The 20,299-nt window shown below is 34.3% G+C and carries 15 protein-coding genes; 12 read left to right on the top strand and 3 right to left on the bottom strand.

What is annotated here, in order from left to right; translation table 11 throughout:
- Positions 1-14: 14 nt before the first annotated feature.
- Both CSV70_RS13740 and CSV70_RS13745 read right to left on the bottom strand, forming a co-directional pair.
- Entirely contained in the window at positions 15-1,712 is a 1,698-nt protein-coding gene (locus CSV70_RS13740) for a thiamine pyrophosphate-dependent enzyme (RefSeq protein ID WP_099629249.1), read from the bottom strand.
- A gap of 19 nt (positions 1,713-1,731) precedes the next feature.
- Positions 1,732-2,898 carry an NAD(P)/FAD-dependent oxidoreductase gene (locus CSV70_RS13745; RefSeq protein ID WP_099629250.1) on the bottom strand — a complete coding sequence of 389 codons (1,167 nt, stop codon included), beginning with the start codon at positions 2,896-2,898 and terminating at the stop codon, positions 1,732-1,734.
- 621 nt (positions 2,899-3,519) lie between these two features.
- Here CSV70_RS13745 and CSV70_RS13750 point away from each other — a divergent pair.
- The 12 genes from CSV70_RS13750 to CSV70_RS13805 all read left to right on the top strand — a co-directional run bounded on the left by CSV70_RS13750 (position 3,520) and on the right by CSV70_RS13805 (position 19,200).
- Positions 3,520-4,722 carry a sugar diacid recognition domain-containing protein gene (locus tag CSV70_RS13750; protein ID WP_085130927.1) on the top strand — a complete coding sequence of 401 codons (1,203 nt, stop codon included), beginning with the start codon at positions 3,520-3,522 and terminating at the stop codon, positions 4,720-4,722.
- 751 nt (positions 4,723-5,473) lie between these two features.
- The gene (locus CSV70_RS13755; RefSeq protein WP_085130926.1) at positions 5,474-6,550 is read left to right on the top strand and encodes a TRAP transporter substrate-binding protein; all 1,077 of its coding nucleotides are present in this window, start codon (positions 5,474-5,476) and stop codon (positions 6,548-6,550) included.
- Positions 6,551-6,951: 401 nt separating this feature from the next.
- Complete coding sequence (locus CSV70_RS13760) at positions 6,952-7,449, top strand: TRAP transporter small permease (protein ID WP_158232340.1); 498 nt, start codon at positions 6,952-6,954, stop codon at positions 7,447-7,449.
- A gap of 16 nt (positions 7,450-7,465) precedes the next feature.
- A complete protein-coding gene (locus CSV70_RS13765; protein ID WP_099629251.1) occupies positions 7,466-8,737 on the top strand; it encodes a TRAP transporter large permease in 1,272 nt (423 codons plus the stop codon).
- A 22-nt stretch (positions 8,738-8,759) separates the two neighbouring features.
- Positions 8,760-9,716, top strand: a complete 957-nt coding sequence (locus CSV70_RS13770) for an ornithine cyclodeaminase family protein (RefSeq protein ID WP_099627488.1) — start codon at positions 8,760-8,762, stop codon at positions 9,714-9,716.
- A 208-nt stretch (positions 9,717-9,924) separates the two neighbouring features.
- Positions 9,925-11,349 carry an NAD-dependent succinate-semialdehyde dehydrogenase gene (locus CSV70_RS13775; protein WP_085130922.1) on the top strand — a complete coding sequence of 475 codons (1,425 nt, stop codon included), beginning with the start codon at positions 9,925-9,927 and terminating at the stop codon, positions 11,347-11,349.
- A 497-nt stretch (positions 11,350-11,846) separates the two neighbouring features.
- Positions 11,847-12,578: a 5-oxoprolinase subunit PxpB gene (pxpB, locus tag CSV70_RS13780; protein ID WP_099627486.1), complete on the top strand. Its 732-nt coding sequence runs from the start codon at positions 11,847-11,849 to the stop codon at positions 12,576-12,578.
- A complete protein-coding gene (locus tag CSV70_RS13785) occupies positions 12,554-13,531 on the top strand; it encodes a 5-oxoprolinase subunit C family protein (RefSeq protein WP_233191820.1) in 978 nt (325 codons plus the stop codon). The genes pxpB and CSV70_RS13785 overlap by 25 nt, the downstream gene beginning before the upstream one ends.
- Positions 13,532-13,639: 108 nt before the next feature.
- On the top strand, positions 13,640-15,055 hold the full coding sequence (locus CSV70_RS13790) for an FAD-binding oxidoreductase (RefSeq protein WP_099627484.1): 1,416 nt from the start codon (positions 13,640-13,642) through the stop codon (positions 15,053-15,055).
- A gap of 1 nt (position 15,056) precedes the next feature.
- On the top strand, positions 15,057-16,385 hold the full coding sequence (locus CSV70_RS13795) for a (Fe-S)-binding protein (protein WP_099629253.1): 1,329 nt from the start codon (positions 15,057-15,059) through the stop codon (positions 16,383-16,385).
- Between the two features lie 1,092 nt (positions 16,386-17,477).
- Positions 17,478-18,689, top strand: a complete 1,212-nt coding sequence (locus CSV70_RS13800; RefSeq protein ID WP_099629254.1) for a CaiB/BaiF CoA transferase family protein — start codon at positions 17,478-17,480, stop codon at positions 18,687-18,689.
- A gap of 226 nt (positions 18,690-18,915) precedes the next feature.
- Positions 18,916-19,200 (top strand): helix-turn-helix domain-containing protein, encoded by a 285-nt coding sequence (locus CSV70_RS13805; protein ID WP_158232339.1) that lies wholly within the window; start codon positions 18,916-18,918, stop codon positions 19,198-19,200.
- Positions 19,201-19,609: 409 nt separating this feature from the next.
- Here CSV70_RS13805 and CSV70_RS13810 read toward each other — a convergent pair whose 3' ends face one another.
- Positions 19,610-20,146, bottom strand: a complete 537-nt coding sequence (locus CSV70_RS13810) for a DUF1572 family protein (protein ID WP_099629255.1) — start codon at positions 20,144-20,146, stop codon at positions 19,610-19,612.
- Between the last annotated feature and the right edge of the window lie 153 nt (positions 20,147-20,299).

Raw genomic sequence — 20,299 nt, forward strand, 5'->3', positions numbered from 1 at the left:
AATCTCCTTTACTGTTAAATCGTTTGATCATGATTTGCAGATAAAATACACGGATCTGTTAATACTTCAATTAATGCAGGCTTATTAGATGCTAAAGCTCTCTTTAATGCCGGAACAAATTCATCTGTATTGGTAACTCTTTCTCCAAAACCACCAAACGATTCAGCAATTTCTTTATAGTTAGGATTAGATAATTGAGTACCAACCATCCTATCAGGAAATTTACGCTCTTGGTGTGTACGAATTGTCCCAAAAATATTATTATTAATGACAATGGAAACGATTGGAATATTGTATCTAACAGCTGTTTCAAAGTCTTGCATTGTCATCATGTATCCACCGTCACCTGATAACGATACGACAACTTTTTCAGGATGCGCAATTTTAGCTCCAATTGCAGCTGGCATTCCATATCCCATAGCACCCGAAGTTGGTCCATAATATTTACCACCTTCATCATAACGGTAATAACGTGATAACCATGAGAAGAAGTTACCTGCATCACTCGTAATAATCGCATCTTTCGGTAATTGTTCAGATAAATGATGAACTAGACTGTTCATATCAACATAATTTTCTTTTTTAATCAATTTTGGTGTAGAAAAGTCAACGTAATTATTACGAATTTTTTCTTTATTAATCTTTCTTTTTTCGTCTTTATTTTCTGAAACTACCTTTACTATTTCTTCAAGGAAACGTTTTACGTCCGAGACTATCGGTAATGTCGGTGTATAAACTTTACCTAATGTTTCTTCAGAAGCATCGACATGAATGAGTTTTGAATTTTCATCTAGTAATGTATAATCAGATGTCGTCATTTGTGAAAATCTAGTTCCTAAAGCAATAACTAAATCACTATCTTTAATATATTTTAATAAGTCTGGGCGTGCGCCAATTCCTAATGATCCCACATAGTTATCATGGGAGTTTGGAAAGGAATGGAAACGTCTAAAAGCTGAAGCAACGGGTGCTTGAGTTAACTCTGATAACTTAACTAGCATTTCAGTTGCATCAGACAATACGATTCCACCACCGGCAATTATAATTGGACGTTCCGCTTCTTGAATTAATTTAGCAGCTTCATTAACTGCCAAATTATCAGGGGAGATTGTACTCGATTTAAATTTTTGATGTGTGATTTTTGTGACAATGTCATCGAGCATATCTTCTGGCAATGAAACAAGTACTGGCCCTGGACGACCAGAACGAGCAATATGGAAAGCGCGGTGCAGTAACTCAGGAACACGATCTGCGTGGTTAATTTCTACTGTCCATTTGCATAGATGGCTGAAAAAACCAACGAAGTCAACTTCTTGGAATGCTTCACGATCTCTAAACTCACGTTCAACTTGACCAATTAATGCTACAAGTGGAGTTGAATCTTGGTGTGCTGTATGAATACCAATCGATAAATTCGTTGCACCAGGTCCTCTTGTTGCCATACACACTCCAACCTTACCTGAAGCCTTTGCATATCCTTCAGCCATAAAAGAAGCTCCACCTTCTTGTCGGGTAGAAATATATTCAATGTTTTGGTGCTCATAAATTGCATCAAGTACGTTTAAATAACTTTCACCTGGCACACCAAAGATCTTAGTTACGCCTTCTTTCTCCAATACATCAACTATTAACTGACCGCCTGTTAGATTCACTGTATTTACATCTTCATCTTCTAATACATCAACTGCTATCTGTCTGTCTGTTAATTTCATTTTATTCACCCTTTATATTTTAATAGACTGCTGTTTCAATTACTAATTCATTTGTTTTAAATCGCTCTACTGAAAGTGAAGATATATCCATTGTTTCGAACTTTCCTAAACGAATCAGTTCAGATAACGCTTTTCCAGCGGCTGGTGCATGTTGGAATCCGTGACCACTAAATCCTGATACAATAAAGTATCCACCCAAGTCTGGATGGCCACCTATTATTGCATTCTGGTCAATATAGTTATAATCATATAAACCAGTCCACCCATTTTCTAATTTAAGTTGTTCGAAATGAGATGAACGTGTAGCTAAAACAGGCCAAATTTCTTCTTCAAAAAAACTCTTTTCAAGGTTAAAGTCGTAGCCATAAGGAACATCATTTGCCCAGCCAACGACTACTTTTGATCTTTCACTTCTGAAATGTAGACCGGTCGGATCAAATGTAAATGGTATTTCATGTTGGAATTTCAGTTGGGTATCAATTGAAAATAATTGACGTCTTAATGGTTTTACGGGAATTTCGAGTCCGATTTTTGCACTTAAATCACCAGACCAGGGGCCTGCTGCATTAACAACAATTGGTGCGAAATACTTATCACCATTAGTAGTTTGAATACCAATTGCTTTATTACGCTCCGTTAAAATTGTATCAACCTCTTCGTATATAAAAGAAACACCGTATTCTCTTATTTTCCTGATATACGCTTGTAATACAGAATACGGGTCTGCATTTCCGGCTTCTGGGTCAAATACAGACCCTACCAAATCTTCAACATTTAATTCAGGGAAAAAAGATTGTGTTTCCCTTTGATTCATAAACTTTGTTTTAACACCTAATGTTTCTTGTGTTTTTAAAATATTTTCAAAGATTGGCATTGATTTTTTATCAAGTAAATATAAGTAACCGTTTTCATTGAAGTTGATTTGTGCATTCTCACCATCGAATGCCATCTCCTCTTCAAATTTCTTATATACTTGGTAACTATATTGACTCATTCGAATGTTAACTTCTGTACTAAAAGTTTGACGAATTCCACCTTCACTTCTAGGTGTAGAGGAATATTCGTATTTATTATCCTTTTCGAATAGTGCGATTTTCCCGGTATAACCGTCTTTGTACAAATTGTAGGCTAAACTGGATGCCATAATTCCTGCGCCAACGATAATCAAATCGTAGTTATTTGACATTGATATCACTCCTAAATATTTAGAATTTATTTTCCTGTTTAATTGGACACCTCTACAAATACATAAATTGCTTATAGAGTTTCGCACATTAATTGTATTCTAAATAGATCGATAGATTCCATTACCATTTTTTACGAAAATTCAGTCTATTGATTTGATTTTATAGTGCACCTTGTACAAAAAATGCTTAATATGTATTTGTTTTAATTGTTTTGTCATATATAATAGAACAGAGTGTTGTAATAAGTGAGTAAAAGAGGGAATATATCCCAAGTTGTAAAGTTAACAACACCATCTTTCGTGCACTTATTGTTTTATTCATATTTTAAATGGGATTGAGGCCTTCGTGTAATGATAGATAGACACATAAATGATGATTTAGAATTGCACCTGTGCTTTATCTAATAATATAAATTAATTTAAAACTATCAGAAATGGAAACTATTAATTGTTCCTTATATTTTGTATAAAGCTACTAAAACAACAGTGCTACCTTTATTTAAATATTTACCTTTTTCGCTGTCGATTTGTTTAACTAGTAACTAAAGTTTAGTCACAGCTTATGTGAAGCCAATAATAATAGGATCACTATAGAAATCATAAGATAGGTGGAATATTACAATGTTAGAACAAATTGCACAGAAAATATCAGAAGATACAACTAAAATAATTGGCTTCCCAGTAACTATTTCTGATAAAAATGGATATTTAATAGGAGTAAATGATAATAGTCGTATTGGGATTTTCGACTCTCTTTTAGCGGAAGTTATTAAAACAAAGAAATTAACATTCTTTGATGAGGAGGCTGTCAAAGATTATCCGGATATTTTCCCTGGGGTAGCGGGTCCGATTATTGTAAATGGACAAGTTTTAGGGGCGGTCGGAATAATTGGGAAAACTGGCCAAGACATTGAAACAACAAACTACATTCGACTTGTTAAAAACCATATTGAAATGATTTGTCATGAAACTTTGATGAAAGAAATGAAATCATTACAATCAAATGCAGTGGATACTCTCATTCACTACATATTGAACTATGAAAGTTCACGAAATAACATCGAACAAATTACACGCTACGGCAATATGATGGGATTTAATGTGCATAAAGAAAGAATCTGTATTATTATTCAAATTAGCCGAGAAAATAACGACGATAATACGGAACCATCACTACAAATTTACGATCAACTGTACGAAACAATAAATGAAGTCTTTAATGTAAATCATCATGATATTACGGGTCGACTTACATTTGAACAGTTTTGTATATTAAAAGTTGTCGGTGAAGATACCGAAAAACTATTTAATGATATTGAACGATACGCACAGCAGCTTAATGATACTTTGTTGAATCGATATAATGTGTCAGCAAAAATTGCTATAGGAAATCCAAGTAGTGGTATTGAAGGAATACAAAAATCATATAACAATGCGCTTATAGCTATGGAGTCAAATGAAAAAACAAATCCAAAACATTTCTTATTTAATTATAACGATTTCTCAAGCAAGCTAAATATTATTATTAATTCCCTCCCTAAAAAAAAGTTTGAGAGTATTTCTTCTACATTAGATACATTTATCAATCACAGTAATTTTAAAGTATTATCGGAAACTTTTCTTATTTATTGTGAAAGTAAATTTAACTTCAGTGACGCTGCCCGTAGTTTGCATCTTCATCGAAATTCATTGATCTATAGAATGAATCAAATAAAAATGATTACAAATATTGATATTAATAACTTTAATCATTGTATTATTTTGTATATATATATAAAAAAGCATCTTATTGAGGTGCACCCCGAAAGTAGAGTGAAAATCTAACATTCGGGGTGTTTTTTATGGCTAAATATAGCGTGGAATTTCAAATGATAATTGCTCAAGAATATTTTGATGGGGAATTGGATACGACTTGTTAGCTTGAAAATATAATGGGAAAGCTAACACACAAATATTGATTTGAGTAAACGTCTATAAGAAATACTGTTTAGAAGGATTGGCTAGAAAGAAAACTAAAAAGGTTTGTTTTGTTCAATTTAAGCTAGATATACTAAGCTTTATGAAAAGACAGTCTGTATTTGAAGATAACGACAGAAGTTATAGCTATCGTAGAATTCAATAAGCACTGAGAAATAAAGGAATTATAGCAATCCATAAGAAAGTAGAACGACTCATATTACGGAATGTAAATGTTCTGATGAGGTGAACTATATCTCAGTCCCAAAGCGCACGTACGAAGAACTAAACGAGATTTCGAATTACATATTGAGTATTCTAATAACGAACGAATCAAATAGAAATTGGCTGGCTTGAGTTGGGAACAATACCGTCTTCACACCAGCGAATTAGCTGCACAATTTAAAACTCTAAATTTTAGGGATCATCACATATTAACGCTTCTAATTGAGGACCACGTATAAAGTGCACAAATTTATACGTGAATTCGAAACAAAGATTGTATATATTGTGAATAGCTATCAATAAGAAAAAGAATTAAACTGAAGCTGTAAACGTAAATGACTAAATAGTGCAAATTTAGAAAGCGTTTTCAAAAAATCTGATTTGGGGGGATTTTATGAAAAGAAGATTACTTTTACTGCTCGTAGCAATGGCATTGTTAGTACTAACGGCTTGTGGTGGCGAAGACGAGAAAGAAAAAGTTGCTGTTAACAAAGAAAATGATGACGAAGAATATGTATTAAGATTAGTACATTCACACCCACAGGCTTCAATGCACCATAAATATGTTGAATGGTTTGATGAGGAAGTTCAAAAACGTAGTAATGGACGTTTGAAAATTGAAACCTATTCAGATGGTCAGCTAATGCCGAGTGATCAGGAAATTCCGGCCATGCTTCAAGGGCAAGCTGATATGGTTCACTCAAGTTCAGCAATTGCCGGCAGTTTCGATCCAATTTGGCACTTCTTCGATTTACCATTTCTATTTAACTATGACCCGAATGATAACGACGTATATTTAGACAACAAGAAAGCTTTTATTGATAGTGAAAATGGTGGAAGAAAAATTGCTGGACTTATGGAATCCAAAGGGGTTAAAGTACTTTCAATGAGCTCCACTGATATGTACGGTACTATTTGGACCGGAGATGAAAAGAGAGTAATCACCAGCCCCGAAAGTGCTAAAGGTTTAAAAATTAGAGTCCCAGGAGGCCCAATAGCTTCAGAGACTTTAAAATTGGTAGGGGCAAGCGGAACATCAATTCCAGGACCTGAATTACCAACAGCATTACAACAAGGCGTAGTAGATGGCATGGTTATTGTTCCATTATATGTATACGACAGTAAATTACCAATTAAAACCCAATCGCTTTATCCGTTAATTAGTTATGTTATGCCAGTAATGATTTCGATGGATAAGTTCAATTCATTACCAGAAGATCTACAAGAAATTTTAGTTGAAACAGGCAGAGACTTAGAAGAGTATGCAGATAAGTTAGTAAGAGAAAAAGGCAAAGATGTCTTCGAAAAGCTTGAAAGTGATTATGGCGTGAAAACCTACTATCCAACAGATGAAGAAATTGAAGATTGGAAAGAGGCAACAAAGGGCATGTACGATAGTTACGCAAAAACTGAACCGCGAGCGGCAGAATTTATTGAAGAAGCAGAAAGAATTAAAGAAGAAATGAAATAGATAATTATCATACAATAAAATAACTTTGAACTAAGAATTAGCTTGAAGAAGAGGGTAGATTGGGATTCCCAATCTACCCTATCTACGTATTTTTTCGATATGATATTGTTTTTTGTATTTCCTGTATCTAGCGAAAGTAGTCAAGGAAGGTTTTACATTTGATGGATTTCGCTAGATACAGGACATTGCACGAATGAATGTCACTTTGAAAGGAACGTAACTTATTCGTATCCAACAGTTTGATTGATATTAAAAAAATGGTACGGATTTTTTATTTATTTAAGTAATATAATTTATTCTTTACGTTTACTTTCTATCATGTATATGTATAGCGAATTACACTGATCTGGATGAATGTAAATAAAATAAGCATAGTAGAGGATAAAAGAGGAGTTAGAAATATGGAAAAAATAAACGTGTTAGATAAAATAACTGATAATTTAGATAAATTATTGGAATACTTCGCTATTGCAATGTTGGGAATTAGTGTTTTATTAGCTTTCTCAAATGTGATAATGCGATATGCATTTGGAATTTCACACGAAATTTTAGCAGAAATTTCGATTTATACGATTGTTTATGGCGTGTTTTTCTATATGGGACCATTAATTAGACAAAATGAACACATTAAAATGAGTGCATTACATGAAATACTTAGTGAAGAAGTTTTGGTTTATATTGATTTACTAATTAATATAGTCCTTGCTCTAACATTTGCTTTTTTAATCTATGGTGGATATAACTGGTCATTTTCTTTACTAGGGATGAATATAAAAACTTTATCCGGTGGAATGTTATTATTCGTCCCAGCGCTAGCGATTTTAATTGGAATGATTATTGGATTACTTTATTCAATACTAGAAATAATAAAAGGTATTAAAACGATAAGCGACAGATAGAAGGTAGGGGTTACGTATGATTATATTAATTGGTCTAGTTATATTTTTAGCTTTTTTAATTATAGGAGCTCCGATATGGCTTAGTTTAAGTATAAGTGGGGGAACAATACTCTTTGGTTTTTTAGGTCTACCTATTGAAACTGTTGTGTCGCAATATTTAATTGCAACTGACAGTTGGATTTTATTGGCTATTCCGTATTTTTTATTGGCAGGTAATTTAATGACTGATTTAGGAATGGCAAAAAGAATGTTGAAATTCATTACAAACTTAGTTGGTCATTTACCCGGTGGAATGCCATCTGCCGCAGTATTGTCCTGTGTGATTTTCGGAGCGCTATCTGGCTCATCTGCCGCAACGGTTGTCGCTGTTGGGGCAATGGTTGTTCCACAGATGCTCAAACTTGGTTATTCAAAAGAACAAAGTTTGGGGATCGTTGCAACTTCTGGTACTTTAGGACAAATGATCCCGCCTAGTGTTTATATGATTGTTTATGCATCAATGACTCAACAAGATGTCGGAATGATGTTTATGGCGGGAATAATACCTGGACTATTTATTGCAACCGTATTGATTATTACTGCTGTTATTCTGACATATAAAGTAAAACCAATGTCACAAGTTAGACCAAGTAAGAAAGAAATTATCAAATCATTCCTCTATGGATTACCTTCATTATTAATGCCGATTATCATACTGGGCGGTATTTATTTAGGTATATTCACACCAACTGAAGCAGCAGCAATTGCGGTTGTCTACGTACTTCTAATTAGTTACATTTTTAATCGTAAGGATTTTAAAAAGAAAAATATTATTAAAAGTTTTATTGCTTCAATCAAAACAACGACTGTCATTTACTTATTATTATGTGGAGCAGTTTTGTTTTCAACAGCATTAATGTATATACAAGTTCCGGCTCAAATCACTCAATTTGTATCTGAGTTAAGCGTCCCGAGTTGGCTTATTTTACTAGCAATTTTAGGGCTATATATCATATTCGGTATGTTTTTGGACGCATTACCAATCTTATATATTACTATTCCAATTGTTTTCCCTACAATTCTTGCATTAGGTTATGATCCAGTGCATTTTGGCGTAATTACAGTAGCATGTATGATGATTTCACAAGTAACGCCACCTGTTGGTATTAGTTTGTTCGTATTAAGTGGTCACTTTAAAGTAAAGGTAACTACAGTCATAAGGGGATCTGTTCCTTATTTAATTGCGCTAGTTTTAGCTACAATTGTACTTATATACGTACCCTGGTTCAGTACTGTACTAACAAAATAACTTTTTTGCTGGAGGAATGCCTATGTTAATTATTAGTGAAGAAGATGTACTAAAAAATTATAGTATGAAGCAGTGTATAGAGGATGTTGAAAGAGCGTTTGCACTTTCGAAAAGATCTGAAATTGTAATACCTTTTAGAACGCTTATGCATCAAGGTGAGGATGGCGCACATACATTATACATGCCTTCATTTGTCCCAGAAATTAATTATTCTGCTGTGAAAATTGCGAGTATATTTCCTGGTAATGAAGAATATAACATTCCTAGGATCCAAAGTACTATTGTGTTATCAGAATCAAAAACTGGTCAACACGTAGCAAATATTGCTGCATCAGCTTTAACGATGTTAAGAACAGGTGCAATAAGTGGAGTCGCAACGAAACATATGGCAAGAGAAGATGCGAGAACTCTATCGGTTATCGGCTGTGGTGTTCAATCTTTTGGTCAAATACTTGCAATTATGGAGGTTCGAGACATTGATAAAATTTATCTTTATAACCGAACAAAAAACAAAGCATTTGATTTAAAAGAAAAGGTTACCAAGCAATACCCTAATTGGAATGGTGAAATACTAATTGTCGATTCTGCAAACGATGCTGTAAGTAAAGCAGATATAATAGTTTCAAGCACATCGGCAAATACACCGGTTTTTTCAGGGGAATATGTAAATGCAGGAACTCATATCAATGCAATTGGTTCATGTGAACCAACTAAACAAGAATATGATGTTGAAACATTAAAAAAAGCGAATAAAGTTATCGTTGATACTTTAGAAGGAGCTAAAGGAGAAGCAGGTGGATTGGTTATCCCCAATGAAAAGGGAGAATGGTCGATCGAAAATATTTATAGTGAACTTGCAGATATTGTTGTAGGTGAAAAAGTAGGTCGTGAAAACAAAGAAGAAATTACTTTACTTGATTCGGTTGGAGTAGGCTTTTTAGATACAGTCTGTGCAGCATCAATATATGAAAGTTTTTAAAAAGTAAGATGAAAGCTATTCGGAATTCAACAAATGTAATCCTTTAATATGAAGATGAACCAAATTATCAACAAACTAGAAATCGAGCACCAATCGATTTAAAAAGACTAAAACAAAATGGGAATTCAATTTTGTAAACGATCGATTATGAAATTGACTTATATAAGTAAGTCATGAACTTAGGAATATATGAAGGGGGATTACTACTATGTATATTAATGGACAATGGATTGAAACTGAAGATAAATTACGCATGTCTAGTCCCGCAACTGGAGAATTTACTTATGAGGTAACTAATGGAACAGAAGAACATGTCCAGCAAGCGATTGATGCGGCGGATGAAGCATTTAAGACATGGTCGAAAATCTCCGCAAAAGAAAGAGCAAATTATTTGATAGCTGTCTATAGAAAAATGGAGGAAAAGAAAGAGTTTTTAGCAGAAGTTATTACCAAAGAAATGGGGAAGCCGATCAAGGATGCCAGAGGTGAAGTTCAATCTTCAATTGAATATTTTAGATGGTTCGCCGAAGAAGCTCGTCGAATATATGGTGAAACAATACCTTCCGATTCACATGATAAAAGAATTTTAGTTATTAAACAACCGATTGGCGTTGTTGGAGCAATCACTCCATGGAATTTTCCGTTATCTATGGGTGCACGTAAGGCAGCACCTGCAATTGCGGCAGGATGTACACTTGTTATTAAGCCTTCAAGTAAATCACCACAATCGACAATAGAACTGGCAAAAATATTTGAAGAAGTTGGCTTGCCTAAAGGTGTATTTAATGTCGTAATGGCAAATTCATCTAAATTCACTGAAGTATTAATGGATAGTAAAAAAGTAAAAAAGATTACGTTTACTGGATCTACAGGTGTAGGGAAATTACTTATGGAAAAATCGGCGAAAACAGTAAAACGAATTTCGATGGAACTTGGCGGTCACGCACCTTTTATTGTATTTGATGATGCCAATATCGAACAGGCTACCGAAGACTTATTATCAACTAAATTCAGATGTTCTGGTCAAATGTGTACTTCAACCAATCGAATTTACGTTCAAGATACAATTGCGGAAAAGTTTACAGAGTTAATTATAAATAAAGTTAGAAATTTAAAAGTAGGAAATGGTCTCAAAGAAGAAACGAATGTTGGGCCTTTAATTGATCAAAATGCAGTAACTTTAGTTAAAAAACAAATAGAAGATGCTGTAAATAAAGGAGCCCATAAATTCGAAAATAAAATGGAGCTATCTGAAGCTGAAAAAGATAATGGAAACTTTGTTAATCCTACAATATTAACAAATGTTACACCTCAAATGAATATATATACTGAAGAATCATTTGGTCCTGTTGCTCCAATTATTGTCTTTAATTCTGAAGAAGAACTTTTGAATATGGTTAATCACGATAGCTATGGCTTAGCTTCATATTTATACACTGATAATATGTCTCGAATCATTCGCGTATCTGAAGCATTAGAGTATGGGATGGTAGGTGTAAATGATCCACTTCCATTTGTCGTACAAAGTCCTTTTGGAGGCGTTAAAGAGAGTGGAGTCGGCAAAGAAGGCGGACACCAAGGATTAGAGGCTTATCTTGAAGAAAAGTTAGTTGCTATAAAGTATAACCTATAAGTAATAAAATAAATTGCATTTATGAACTGTCCTCTTAATAGGTAAGTCAGTTTCATAATTGCTTTTTTATAGTGCGAAAAAAGACAGCATTTACAAATTATATTTCAAAATATCAATGATGCGGTTAGATTTGTTTAAACGGACATCTCTTCCGAATACTTACTAAGTATTTACTTTTTGTGTACACTTGCTCGGTAGTGTACAAGGGCTTGGAATTATGAGTTTCATTCATGTTAAAGACTCAATTTTAATATCTTTGTTAAAAGTGTACGGTTTCACGATACTATGAACAACTATTTTCGTACAGATTGCCAATATCTTTTAACTTAATAGGTGGTTTACAATTAAAACAAGATAGGTGTCTGAAAATAGAAACAACTACATTTTTTCATTACATGAAATCGAAATCAAATGCTTGTAAACATAATGTGATTTTAGAAAATGAAGTTAAAAATCAATCAACATTCTACTAAAGACTGAATTTTAGAGGTGAAAATATGAGTATTGAAAATAACCAATATCCTTCTTATTATCCCATGGGTGACCGTGCGATTGTGGCACAATTTGAAAACATTATAAGTATAGATGTAAGTAGAAAAATACAATCATTTTTATATATGATTAAAAAACAGGACATTAAAGGAGTTATAGAACTATTACCGGCATATAACAATTTAACAATCGTATATAATCCGGTAATCATCAAATACGATGAACTGGTTATGGAATTTAAAAAAATCGAGAAAGACATATCCGATGATGTAAAAATAGAAAGTAAAACAGTTCATATTCCAGTAGCCTTCGGCGGTGAATATGGATTAGATATAGATGAAATTGCTGAAAGAGCAGATCTGACATCGTCCGAAGTAATTAAAAAGTTACAGAGTAAAAGCTATTATGTATATATGATTGGATTCATAGCTGGATATCCTTATTGTGGTAATATCGATGAAAAATTGCGTTTTAAACGGCGTTCCAATCCTCGTATGAGTGTAAAAAAAGGTACAGTTCAAATTGCTGATAAACAGGTAGGAATATTCACTATGGATGCACCATCTGGATGGCATATAGTTGGTTGGACTCCTATGGAAGTTTTTAATCCACATCATTTACCTCCTGGGTTATTAAGTGCAGGGGATTATGTAAAGTTAGAACCTGTTAGTTCAGATTTTGTTAAAACCTGGGATAAAGAGAAGGAGAAGGAGTGGAATCGCAATTGGAATATGTAAATATCTTGAAACCCGGATTATTAACGACAGTTCAAGATCTTGGAAGACGAGATTATCGAATTTATGGTGTTTCAGTATCAGGTGTAATGGATCCGCTTTCATTTAGATTGGCTAATACTTTAGTAGGGAATCATGAAAATGATGCAGCAATTGAAATAACGATGATGGGACCTACTATTAAATTCGAGACGAAGACTGCATTCTCTATTACAGGCGGAAATTTATCCCCGAAATTGAATGGAAAGAGCATTGATATGTGGAAAGTTATTTTTGCTAAGGCAGGAGATGAACTAAGTTTCGGTAAATACATTTCAGGTTGTAGATCATATATCGCGTTGGCTGGTGGAGTGAACGTTCCAGTAGTTATGGGAAGTCGTGCGACGTTTACTCGTGGTCATTACGGTGGATATATGGGAAGAGCCTTAAAAAGAGGAGACAAATTATATTTTAATAAACCTGATTTTAATATAAAACAATTACAAGGTAGAAGATTACGAACGAATGACATCCCAGATTTTGGTGAAGAGCGTCCAATTAGATTTATATTAGGTCCACATATAGAACGTTTTGTAAATAAGTCCATTGAAACTTTTTCAAATGGTACATATAGTTTATCAAATGCATCAGATCGAATGGGTTATCGTTTAGAGGGTGAACAATTAATCCATAAAGATGGTGCTGATATAATATCTGACTTTATAACACCGGGAACAATTCAAGTGCCAGGTAATGGTTATCCAATAATCCACATGGCAGATTGCGGAACATCCGGTGGTTATACAAAAATTGGTGTTGTCATAACTACTGATATACCCTATGTTGCTCAGAAAAAACCTGGCGATAAAATTAAATTTCAAGTATGTGATATTAACGAGGCACAAAATGAATATCGAAAGATTGAAAAAATGTTATACGATATTGAATTAAATAATAAACTATTGTCCAGAAATTAGTGTATAACGGTTGGAATTAAGTTTTATTTCAATCGTTTATTTTTTAATAAAAGAAAATAAGACTTATTTTATTAGAAAGCGAATATTCAATTTCCAAGGAGTGGTATGATGAATCGACTATCTACAAGTGAGCTATTGAATCTTATAGAACAAGAAATACCAAGGGAAAGAATACTGGATAGCTTAGCTAATCGTTACTCATACAGTTTTGATGCATCATTTGGTGAATATTTACCTGACATTATCGTACAAGCCACTACCAAGGAAGAGGTTTCATTTTTATTAAAGTTAGCAAATGAACATCAATTTCCAGTCTATCCTCGTGGAACCGCTACATCATTAAGCGGAGGTTCTTTGGCGGTACACGGCGGCGTAATGTTAGATATATCGCAATTCGAAAAAAAACTTATTGTAGACCAAGAAAATTTATTAGCTATTGTATCACCAAGTGTTATTACAAGTGAAATTCATGAAGCAGCTGAAAGTGTTGGTCTTTTCTACCCGCCAGATCCAAGTAGTTCACATGTATCAACAATTGGTGGTAATATATCGGAAAATTCGAGTGGTCCCAAAGGTTTGAAATATGGAACAACTAAAGAATATGTAATTGGTTTGGAAGTTGTTACACCTACAGGAGAAATTATTCGCACTGGAGGAAAAACAGTAAAAAATGTAACAGGGTATGATTTGACGCGACTTATTGTTGGTTCTGAAGGAACCTTAGGTGTTATTACAGAAGCGATAATTAGACTTATACCTAAGCCTGCTGATCGAAAAACACTTTTGGCATCTTTTGATTCAGTGATTAACTCTGGGAAAGCAATTACGAATATATTGGCATCGGGAATATTACCGAGTGCCATGGAGCTAATGGATAATGCATGTATAGTTGCAGTAGAAAATTATATGCCAAGTGGTTTACCAACTGAAGCAGCGGCAATCATAATTATTGAAGTAGATGGACATAAAGTTGCAATACAGGAAGAAATTGATAAATGTGCAGAGGTATGTGAACGATTTAATGCAACAAGTGTAAAAGTAGCCAAAAATGAACAAGAACGAGAGCGGATTTGGAAAAGTAGACGAATGGTTTCTCCAGCAATAACACAATTAGGCCCTACAAAAATATCTGAAGATGCAACAGTGCCAAGAAGTAAAATTCCTGAAATGATGGAAAGACTCGGTGAAATTAGGGAAAAGTATAAATTAAACTTAGTTGTTTTTGGACATGCAGGTGATGGAAATCTACACCCGAATATTTTAACCGATATACGCAATGTAGAAGAAATGAAGCGTGTAGAAGATGCGGTTAGTGAAATTTTTGAAGCGGCAATAGAATTAGGTGGAACATTGTCAGGTGAACATGGCATTGGTTTATTAAAGGCTCCTTATATGTCCTTAGAGCTGGGGGAAAATGGATTATTGATGATGGAAAAAATTAAAGAAGCTTGGGATCCGAAAAACATTTTGAACCCAGGAAAAATATTTCCGGAGGAAGGACAAAAAAAGGTGGTGTTAATTTAACATGAAAACAGATGAAATTGATAAAAAGTACAGTAATAAATTGTATGAATCAGCTTATGATGCTGCAAATATGTGCGTTCAATGTGGTTATTGTTTACCAGTATGTCCTACTTATTTAACGATGGGTAATGAAGCACAATCTCCAAGGGGACGAATCAATTTAGTGAAGATGGCAGCTGAAGGTAAGATTGATATTTTAAATGACTTAAAAGAACCGATGGAATTATGTTTAGGGTGTCGAGCGTGCGAGGTTGCTTGTCCTGTTAACGTTCCATATAGTGAAATTTATGAATCGGCATTGAATGTGATTGCTGAAAATAAAAAGGCTTCAAAATCATCGCATACTATGCCAGATAAATTGTTACAAACTATGCTGAAAAATTTATTCCCTAAAAAGAAACATCTACGTACAGCAGGAAGCTTTTTATGGTTTTATCAATCATCAGGTTTAAGTAAATTAACACAAAAGACTAAGATTATGGAAATGGTTTCTAAACCAATGGGGCAATTTGAACGGGCTTTACCAAAAGTAGAATCGCCAAATAAACGTTATAAATTTGGTGAGCATTACAAAGCTGTTGGAGAAAGGAAAATGATTGTCGCTTTTTTTCCAGGTTGTATAATGGATGCAGTTATGTCAAAAATTAATCGTCAATCTATTGAATTACTACAAAAATGTGGAATTGAAGTTGTAATACCTAAAAATATAACTTGTTGCGGTGCACTACATAGTCATCAAGGTGAAGTAGATGCAACAAAGAAATTGGCAAAACAGAATATCGAAGCATTTGAAGAACTAGGTGTCACTTATTTGATTAACAATGCTGGTGGTTGTGGTGCGATGTTATATGAATACGATAAATTACTTGCTGATGAACCTGAATGGAAGAATCGTGCAAACAAATTCGTTGCTAGATCGAGAGATATTACTGAAGTATTGGCTGAAATTGACGAAATTCCATATGAAAAAGAATGGAGAGGTGTTATCACCTATCAAGATTCTTGCCATTTACGAAATGTTCAAGGAGTCATTGATCCACCTAGAAAATTATTAAAGTCAATTCCAGGAGCCACATTTGTAGAACTAAAAAACAGTCATTTATGTTGTGCATCCGGTGGAATATATAATTTACTGCACTTTGAAGAATCGATGGAAATACTAGATGAGAAAATGTTACACGTAATAAAAACTGAAGCAAGTACAATTGTTACCACAAACCCGGGGTGTTTATTACAAATGCGTTTAGGAATTGAACGTAGTGGCAGTAAGAATAAAATGCAAGGACTTCATTTAATGGAAGTAATAGCAGAAGCATGTGGAATAAATTAATAAAGTAGGAAATCGTTTAAGTAATATTATAGCAAGGTATATCAGTTATCAACTATAGAGCCCTATCCAAACAATACATGTCAAAATACAGCATCTCCTTCGTACGATTAACGTATCAAGGGTTGCTGTTTTCATTTCTGAAGAAAAGTTAACAATCGTTCCCATCACATTCTTCCTTTATTAGTAAGGAGCATTCCTTTATTCTACTTTGAAACCTCCATCACCGGAGATTGATCTATTCCATGGATTTTACGCTTATTTGAGGAAAACCGACTCTATTGTGTTTTATATAGAAGCGAACATGATTTGACCATAGTTAAAATTCAAAAAGCACGAATGAGTGAAGAACTTTTTTATTGGCGATGTATAGTGCAAAATGAAAGAATATTATTTTTCCACTTTACAAGGGGAGGCGAGGTGATAATTTTTGCCGGGCAAACCGGTCACGTATTGCTTGGTTACCCGGCTTGGAACTTAATTCCTTAGTGGCTCCGTGTCAAGTGGTTATCAACGCATAATGTTTTGCAATCTTTACTTTTAAAAACTGTTTTATTCCCAAACTGACAAGCGTTCCGACAGTTTGTTTCCATACAATACTAAAGCGTAATAAGTTCCTGGGTGTTCGGTAGGAAAGGAATGATATGGGTGGTAAAATCCAGTGGCAATAATCATTTTATCCCTGATAGGTAGACCTTTATTTACAAAAAGGTCTTATTATGTGCACTTTCAAAATTTTTCATAAGGGGTTTTGGCTGAAACTGAGTGTTTGGTGTGCTTTTATCTTGGTTGCAACGCTATATAAAAGGAAATCGTATTGATTGCAGTCTTTATTATAAAAGATCTTATTGGAACTGGAGATAGTGTTGTTAGATGCTTAGTTCGAGGAAGAAATCTCATAAGGACATAAGAAGCCATTAGTGTTGCATAAAGTTAGACAGTTAATGATTAACGCGAGATGAATCTGATCTTTTACCCTATTGTTTTTTATTTTATGTAGATATTAATGCTTAATTTTCATAAAAAAGTAAAGTGATACAAACAATATTTCAAGCGATATAATATCAAAATAGCAATTAAAGGAGTTGGATTTTGATGAAACAAGCATTGAATGGAATTAAAGTTCTTGATTTATCCAGAACTTTGGCGGGGCCATATTGTAGTATGTTGCTTGGAGACATGGGTGCAGATATCATAAAAGTGGAACAACCAGGAAAGGGAGATGAATCAAGATATTTTACGCCCCCAACATGGAATGGGGAAAGTTGTTACTTTCTATCTACAAATCGTAACAAAAGAAGTATTACAATTGATTTGAAATCGCCCGAAGGCAAAGAGATTATTTATAAACTTGTAGAAGAAGCTGATGTTCTACTTGAGAATTTCCGTACGGGTGCCCTGGATCAGTTAGGATTTGGCTATGAAGAGATTAAAAGAATTAACCCCCGTCTAGTATACTGCTCAATATCAGGTTTTGGTCGTACGGGTCCAGAAAAAAGTAAAGCGGGGTATGATTTACTTCTGCAAGGTTTCGGTGGTTTAATGAGTATTACTGGAGATGCTGATCGGCCACCCGCTAAAGCTGGAATGGCGATTGTGGACTTGACGACAGGAATGTTCGCGGCTTATGGTATTTTGACTGCTCTTTTGGCTCGGGGCCAGACAGATAAAGGCCAGTTTATTGATGTAAGTTTGTTAGATGGTCAAATCTCACTTTTAAATCATATGGCAACTGGCTTTTTCGCCACAGGAAAACCAGCAGGACGTATGGGATCTAGTCATCCATCTATTGTTCCCTATCAATCTTTTAAAACCAAGGATCAAGATATTATTTTAGCTGTTGGGAATGATGGTCAATGGGCGAAATGTTGTGATTCTTTGGGGTGGACAGATCTATATAATAATCACAAATATAAAAAAAATAGCGATAGAGTAGATAATAGAAACGATTTGATTCCAATTATCAGTGAAAGGTTATCAAAATTAACGAACGAGGAGATAATTAAGAAACTAGAAGCAGTGGGAGTTCCATGTGGACCAATCCATACTTTAGATCAAGTCCTTGAACATCCCCAGGTTAAAGCAAGAGAAATGGTATTGGATGTTGAGCATCCTATAGTAAATAATTTAAAAATACCAGGATTTCCTGTTAAGCTTTCAGACACTCCTGCAACTTTAACAAGGTATCCCCCGTTGTTAGGTGAGCATACAGAAGAAGTAATGGCGGAATTGGGGTATACTTCTGATGAGATTAAAGGATTAAAAGAACGCCTAGTAATAGGTGGTTTTTCTAAACCAAATATTTAAAATATCTACTCCCATTTCAAGCCGCTCACTTCTGTTTTCTACAATTATTAGGAATCTTGAAAAAGAACTTATTTTATTTTGTAGTGGCTTGGTTAAGTTTACTGCTTTTTAATAATTGGCCAATTCTACAACCAAGTTAGCCCCCTAAGTTCAAATAAAATAATGCCACTATAAAATTTCGTGTATCATTGAAATTGCGAAACAAACAATGAGAGGGAGTGTTATAGTGGCACAACTTGAGAATACTATACAAGACCGTAAAGATAAACACTTGTCACCTTTTGAACGCGGTCAAATCGAGGCGCTTCACAAGGAAAGACATTCCAACCGAGAGATCGATAGACGCATAGGACGCGTTCATCAAACCATTGCTAATGAATTAGAGCGTGTAACCACGACCCAACTTCAAACTGGACGCACACCCTATACAGCCTATTTCGCTGAAACGGGACAGGCTATATATGAACGTAATCGACTCCAATGCGCGCGAAAAGTTAGTTGCTTGTCGTGAGTGTTTTTTGATTTCGCGTGTGGAAAAATCATAGATCAGGACTGGTCACCAGATGCAGTCGTCGGTTTTTCAGCCTGCAATACAATTGTAAGAACCGACCTACAGTGTCCACTAAAACCCTTTTCAACTATATAGATTTAAACTTATAGCACGCTCGAAACATAGACTTGCCCATACTGCGAAGAAAAACAGTATCAAACGCAAGAATCCAAAGGGAAAGTGGATATGTTAACACCGATCATTTTATTCATTCTTATCCTAATTCTGTATTCATTTTTAGTGAAATTGATTCAGAGAACAAAAAATAATAGTTTCTACAAAAAATCATCTAGTGCAGAATGGGCATTGCCCGAAAGCTTTAGATGGTTTTCCTTAGTATGAATCATTATCAGAACAAAGTGCTTAAGTTTTAAGATTGATGTTTTTTAAATTTCCGATGTAAATACTCCTCTGACTTTCCTTTTGGGATGCTAAGAGTTTCCCAGTCCCCATCTTTTATCTCTTTTCCAATATAAACAATTTGACCAACATGATAAGCATAATGTGCCATTTGTCGTTCGATTGCTTCTAGTACAGTGTGTTTCTCACCCCGAATGGTTACATTTTTTAACAAATCTTGGCATTCTAATCCATTCAATGTACCAAAAAGAGTATTCCAACCGTTATTCCATATAGTTATCATTTCCCACTTTGAAGCAATGTCATCCTCAAATTCCTGATCACGATGTCTAGAAGGTTTCTCCCCATCTGTTGTCAAAAAATCAGACCATCTAGATACCATATTGCCACTTAGATGCTTTACAATAATAGCGATACTATTTGATGCATCATTTAATTTCCAGTGTATATCTATCTCTGATAATTGGCTTATTGTTTGATCTCCAAGATGTTTAACGCTTTGAAATCTTTCTTGTATAATCATCAAATATTCATTCCCGAGATTCATAAAAATACCCCCTCGTTTTGTAAAATGTACCCTATAAGATAGACACTTTGAAAAAAGTCTATCCTATAGGGTACTTTTGTTTATAATGAATAAAAAGATGTGGGAGCGGATGAATGTGACTGAACGATTGTTTACCTTAAAAGAACAAGCACG

It is taken from the genome of Sporosarcina sp. P25 (assembly GCF_002743235.1).
Lineage (GTDB): Bacteria > Bacillota > Bacilli > Bacillales_A > Planococcaceae > Sporosarcina > Sporosarcina ureae_B.

Bases quoted from the DNA above. Each gene is read 5' to 3' on its own strand.
- CSV70_RS13740 (WP_099629249.1), bottom strand. From the start codon at position 1,712: ATGAAATTAACAGACAGACAGATAGCAGTTGATGTATTAGAAGATGAA.
- CSV70_RS13745 (WP_099629250.1), bottom strand. From the start codon at position 2,898: ATGTCAAATAACTACGATTTGATTATCGTTGGCGCAGGAATTATGGCA.
- CSV70_RS13750 (WP_085130927.1), top strand. From the start codon at position 3,520: ATGTTAGAACAAATTGCACAGAAAATATCAGAAGATACAACTAAAATA.
- CSV70_RS13755 (WP_085130926.1), top strand. From the start codon at position 5,474: ATGAAAAGAAGATTACTTTTACTGCTCGTAGCAATGGCATTGTTAGTA.
- CSV70_RS13760 (WP_158232340.1), top strand. From the start codon at position 6,952: ATGGAAAAAATAAACGTGTTAGATAAAATAACTGATAATTTAGATAAA.
- CSV70_RS13765 (WP_099629251.1), top strand. From the start codon at position 7,466: ATGATTATATTAATTGGTCTAGTTATATTTTTAGCTTTTTTAATTATA.
- CSV70_RS13770 (WP_099627488.1), top strand. From the start codon at position 8,760: ATGTTAATTATTAGTGAAGAAGATGTACTAAAAAATTATAGTATGAAG.
- CSV70_RS13775 (WP_085130922.1), top strand. From the start codon at position 9,925: ATGTATATTAATGGACAATGGATTGAAACTGAAGATAAATTACGCATG.
- pxpB (WP_099627486.1), top strand. From the start codon at position 11,847: ATGAGTATTGAAAATAACCAATATCCTTCTTATTATCCCATGGGTGAC.
- CSV70_RS13790 (WP_099627484.1), top strand. From the start codon at position 13,640: ATGAATCGACTATCTACAAGTGAGCTATTGAATCTTATAGAACAAGAA.
- CSV70_RS13795 (WP_099629253.1), top strand. From the start codon at position 15,057: ATGAAAACAGATGAAATTGATAAAAAGTACAGTAATAAATTGTATGAA.
- CSV70_RS13800 (WP_099629254.1), top strand. From the start codon at position 17,478: ATGAAACAAGCATTGAATGGAATTAAAGTTCTTGATTTATCCAGAACT.
- CSV70_RS13810 (WP_099629255.1), bottom strand. From the start codon at position 20,146: ATGAATCTCGGGAATGAATATTTGATGATTATACAAGAAAGATTTCAA.